This is a genomic window from Mesorhizobium sp. M7D.F.Ca.US.004.03.1.1, assembly GCF_003998635.1.
GTDB classification, from domain to species: domain Bacteria; phylum Pseudomonadota; class Alphaproteobacteria; order Rhizobiales; family Rhizobiaceae; genus Mesorhizobium; species Mesorhizobium loti.
This window is the reverse complement of sequence record NZ_RZQG01000585.1, coordinates 1-3,856: the sequence shown is the minus strand read 5'-3', so window position 1 is coordinate 3,856 and position 3,856 is coordinate 1. Positions and strand designations below refer to the sequence as shown.

The following is a 3,856-nucleotide window of genomic DNA, read 5'->3' as shown; positions in this document are numbered from 1 at the left end:
CCGCCCATGCCGCCCATGCCGCCGCCGCCCATGCCGCCAGGCATGCCGCCGCCAGCCGACTCCTTCTTCGGAGCCTCCGCGATCATGGCTTCGGTGGTGACCAGCAGGCCGGCGACCGAGGCCGCGTCCTGGAGAGCCGTGCGAACGACCTTGACCGGATCGACGATACCCATGGCGATCATGTCGCCATATTCGCCGGTCTGGGCGTTGTAGCCGAAGGTCGCGCCCTTGTTCTCAAGGATCTTGCCGGCAACGATCGATGCTTCCGCACCGGCGTTGGCCGCGATCTGGCGGGCCGGAGCCTGCAGCGCACGACGCACGATGTTGATGCCGGCGGCCTGGTCGGCATTGACGCCGGTGGCCTTGATGTTGGCCGAAGCGCGCAGCAGCGCGACGCCACCACCAGCAACGATGCCTTCTTCGACGGCCGCGCGGGTCGCGTTGAGGGCGTCATCGACGCGGTCCTTCTTTTCCTTGACTTCGACTTCCGTCGCACCGCCGACGCGGATCACCGCAACGCCGCCGGCGAGCTTCGCCAGACGTTCCTGCAGCTTCTCCTTGTCGTAGTCCGAAGTGGTCTTTTCGATCTGCTGCTTGATCTGGGCAACGCGGCCCTGGATCTCGGCCTTCTTGCCGGCGCCGTCGACGATGGTGGTGTTCTCCTTGGAGATCGACACCTTCTTGGCGCGGCCGAGCATGTTGAGGCCGACGTTCTCGAGCTTGATGCCGAGGTCTTCCGAGATGACCTGGCCACCGGTGAGGATGGCGATGTCTTCCAGCATGGCCTTGCGGCGATCACCGAAGCCCGGCGCCTTGACGGCGGCGATCTTCAGGCCGCCACGCAGCTTGTTGACGACCAGCGTGGCCAGAGCCTCGCCTTCGACGTCTTCCGAGATGATGAGCAGCGGCTTCGAGGTCTGCACGACGGCTTCGAGAACCGGCAGCATGGCCTGGAGGTTGGACAGCTTCTTCTCGTGCAGGAGGATGTAGACGTCCTCGAGCTCGGCAACCATCTTGTCGGCGTTGGTGACGAAGTAGGGCGAGAGGTAGCCGCGGTCGAACTGCATGCCTTCGACGACTTCGAGTTCGGTCTCGGCGGTCTTGGCTTCTTCAACCGTGATGACGCCTTCGTTGCCGACCTTCTGCATCGCTTCCGCGATCATCTTGCCGACCGAAGCATCGCCGTTGCCGGCGATGGTGCCGACCTGGGCAACCTCTTCGGAGGTCTTGATCTTCTTGGCGTTCTTGATCAGGGTCGCAACGACGTCGGTTACCGCGAGGTCGATGCCGCGCTTCAGGTCCATCGGGTTCATGCCGGCGGCAACGGCCTTGTGGCCTTCCTGGACGATCGACTGCGCCAGAACGGTCGCGGTCGTGGTGCCGTCGCCAGCGATGTCGTTGGTCTTCGAAGCAACTTCGCGGACCATCTGCGCGCCCATGTTTTCGAACTTGTCCTCAAGCTCGATTTCCTTGGCGACGGTGACGCCGTCCTTGGTGATGCGCGGGGCGCCGAACGACTTGTCGATGACCACGTTGCGGCCCTTGGGGCCGAGCGTGACCTTCACCGCGTCAGCGAGGATGTTGACACCGCGCAGCATGCGCTCGCGGGCATCGCGGGAGAATTTTACGTCTTTGGCAGCCATTTTTAGCTCCTGGCAGGGGCTTCAATCGAGCCCGGGAATTCAGTTGACGAAAGGGCCTGATATGAGCCGATGATGCCCATGATGTCGGATTCCTTCATGATCAGAAGGTCTTCGCCATTGAGCTTGACTTCCGTGCCCGACCACTTGCTGAACAGGATGCGGTCGCCGGCCTTGACGTCCAGCGGGACCAGCTTGCCAGCTTCGTCACGAGCGCCGAAGCCGACAGCGATGATCTCGCCTTCCTGCGGCTTTTCCTTTGCCGTGTCGGGGATGATGATCCCGCCAGCGGTCTTGGATTCGGATTCGACCCGGCGAACGACCACGCGGTCATGCAGCGGGCGGAACTTCGACTTTGCCATTTTCGGATTTTTCCCTGGTGCGCTGTTGAGGGGTTTTTGTTAGCACTCGCGATGGACGAGTGCTAACGCGATAGTGAGGTAGGCTGTAAGCGGGCACTCGTCAAGACGGACGAGGGCAGGCGAGGAGCTCTGGCCCCCTCCCCGGTGGAACCCAACGCATACGCGGCATCCGCGTTGATGGCTGCGAGCCCCACATTTCCATTGAATTCGGCGTCATGACGCCAACTTGCTCGCGCCGCTTCCAAGTCGTCAGTCGTGCTGCCGTCAGCACGAACATAGGGCTGCGCTTCACTTCCCGTCGAAGCCGCGGCAAGCAGCGTCGCCGTCAGCACGCTCCTTTGCAGATGCTTGCCAAAGGTGGACAGTGAGCGCACCTGCGCCGGGCTGTTGGTGCGAACGTAAGACGTCATTGACAACTCCTTTTTGCAAGTCGAGCCCCTTCTCCACCTTCGGCCGCCGTCGACGCGAAGAAGTCCGCATCGCGTTGAAGACGAGCTGCGAAAAAGAGAAAGATGTGTTTGATGGCTGCGGCCCCAACGGTGCCTTCAGATTTGAGATCACTTCCGCCGCGAGCGGCTGAAGCTCCTCGCAACGTCAAATCGAATCTGCTGCCAAGCCTCCAGGAAAGGAGAGCATTGCTCATCTCGCGCTTGTGCATGCAGTCAACCTTCGATCCGTGTTGCCACATCAAGAGCAAATGCCGTGCCAAAGCTCACTGGGAAGTGAACGCATGGCTCTCCCTGAAAACCTCACAAATCCAGCATGGTCAATTGTGCGGAACCCGACATGCGTCTTCTGCCACTGTCAGCTTTCGGACAGGCATGACGCGTTTCGCGCCGACCACCGGTCGATCGGTTTTGGGGCCGGTCTGTTCGCCTCATAAGAGCGCGTTACATTGCGTAGCGGTTTCCCGAGCGCCGCCACATGACACTGGACCTGCAGGTAGCACCGGCTTCTCATCCAGCCTTACTTTGGCCCCCTCGCGTATCAAATTCCCGCTGGCGAGCCCTGCTTTCATAGATCGCACCATGCCGGATGTCTGCTCTGGCGCCCGACCCGCTGGCACGATCTCGATCCGGCATAAGGGCGCAGCATCTTTGCAGGCCGTTTCATCCCGGCGTCCTGCTTGGCTGACAGACCGCACTTGGCGAGCGGTCTCCATGCTCTCTCCAAGGACCATCCCTGCGGCTGGCTTGTCGACCTATGGGCGGGTCCGGCCGCCCGAAACCCTCGCGCCATCAGCTTTTTTCCCCGCCGCCTGCGGCGGCTTCCTCGCGCCGCTTCGCTCACAAAAAAGCTGCCCGCTCGGGTCCTTCACTGTCGCTGCGGCCCTGTCGGATTCAGGCGGTCCTGACGCGCCCATTACGGTGCGCCATCGCAGGGGATGGTCCCCGGCGAAACCACAAAAGGAGACTTCGAAATGACCGCGATCGGTTACGTCAACAAGCAGGAAAACGGCGCCTACAAGGGCCAGTTCAAGACGCTCAGCGTCCGCGCCGACATCGATATCGTCCCCAACCAGGCCAAGAGCGCCGATAACCATCCCGACTTCCGGGTGCTTACGCAAGGGGTCGAAGTCGGCGCTGGCTGGATCCGCACCGGCGAGACTTCCGGCAAGGATTATGTGAGCCTGTCGATTGCAGCGCCGGAGTTCGGACCGCGCAAGCTCTACGCCAATCTCGGCCGAGCCGCCGGCCAGGACGATCACGACACCTACGCCATCATCTGGAACCCGGCCGACTGACCGGCCGAGCTAAGAGCCCCGCGCCGCAGCCCCGCCGCGCGCCTCATTCCCCGGAGTTCCACCCAAACCCCGTCCGCCCTAAAGGGCGGCGAAAACTCTCCCCTGACTCT

Annotated in this window: 2 protein-coding genes and 1 pseudogene; 1 reads left to right on the top strand and 2 read right to left on the bottom strand. The window is 62.3% G+C overall.

What is annotated here, in order from left to right:
- Positions 1-1,643 (bottom strand): chaperonin GroEL (groL, locus tag EN935_RS25870; RefSeq protein ID WP_127373746.1); only part of this gene is annotated, 1,643 nt, incomplete at its 3' end.
- A 65-nt stretch (positions 1,644-1,708) separates the two neighbouring features.
- A pseudogene (groES, locus tag EN935_RS25865) lies at positions 1,709-2,002 on the bottom strand (co-chaperone GroES); the annotation flags it as partial.
- 1,420 nt (positions 2,003-3,422) lie between these two features.
- Between groES and EN935_RS25855 the strand changes: the two are divergent.
- The gene (locus EN935_RS25855; protein ID WP_024505644.1) at positions 3,423-3,746 is read left to right on the top strand and encodes a DUF736 domain-containing protein; all 324 of its coding nucleotides are present in this window, start codon (positions 3,423-3,425) and stop codon (positions 3,744-3,746) included.
- The last annotated feature ends 110 nt before the right edge of the window (positions 3,747-3,856 follow it).

Bases quoted from the DNA above. Each gene is read 5' to 3' on its own strand.
- EN935_RS25855 (WP_024505644.1), top strand. From the start codon at position 3,423: ATGACCGCGATCGGTTACGTCAACAAGCAGGAAAACGGCGCCTACAAG.